This window comes from Dolichospermum circinale AWQC310F, assembly GCF_000426925.1.
In the GTDB taxonomy this organism is placed as follows: domain Bacteria; phylum Cyanobacteriota; class Cyanobacteriia; order Cyanobacteriales; family Nostocaceae; genus Dolichospermum; species Dolichospermum circinale.
In genome coordinates this window covers 131,941-132,276 of sequence record NZ_KE384713.1, presented here as the reverse complement: position 1 = coordinate 132,276, position 336 = coordinate 131,941, and the positions used below count along the sequence as shown (strand labels likewise).

The window sequence follows — 336 nt, the reverse complement described above, 5'->3', positions numbered from 1 at the left end:
ACCACTTTTGCTGGGCTATCAAGTCTGGTCATTATGGTTTATGTCCTCATCTTAATGGCTACAGCTATACAATTCAACAATTCAGGTGTTAAAATTATGCCGACGATTTTTTCTACCCGCAAGCTATTGGGAATTATACTCATTGGGTTAATAGTGACTTCCTGTAGTGGGGGTACATCTAGTAATACTTGTCAAAATCCAGATGATAGAGCCTCTGATGGTAGTCGTTGCGGTGGTAGGGCTGCTAGTGTACGTCCTGGTGGAAACTAAGTTTTACTATAATCAAACGCGGATATATTGTCTATACAGCGTTTTCCGTACTGATGAGGTACAAAA

1 pseudogene is annotated in these 336 nt (G+C 40.5%); it reads left to right on the top strand.

Annotated elements, in window-relative coordinates:
• Positions 1 to 270, top strand: a pseudogene (locus ACIR310F_RS27140) (hypothetical protein); the annotation flags it as partial.
• Positions 271 to 336: the final 66 nt, after the last annotated feature.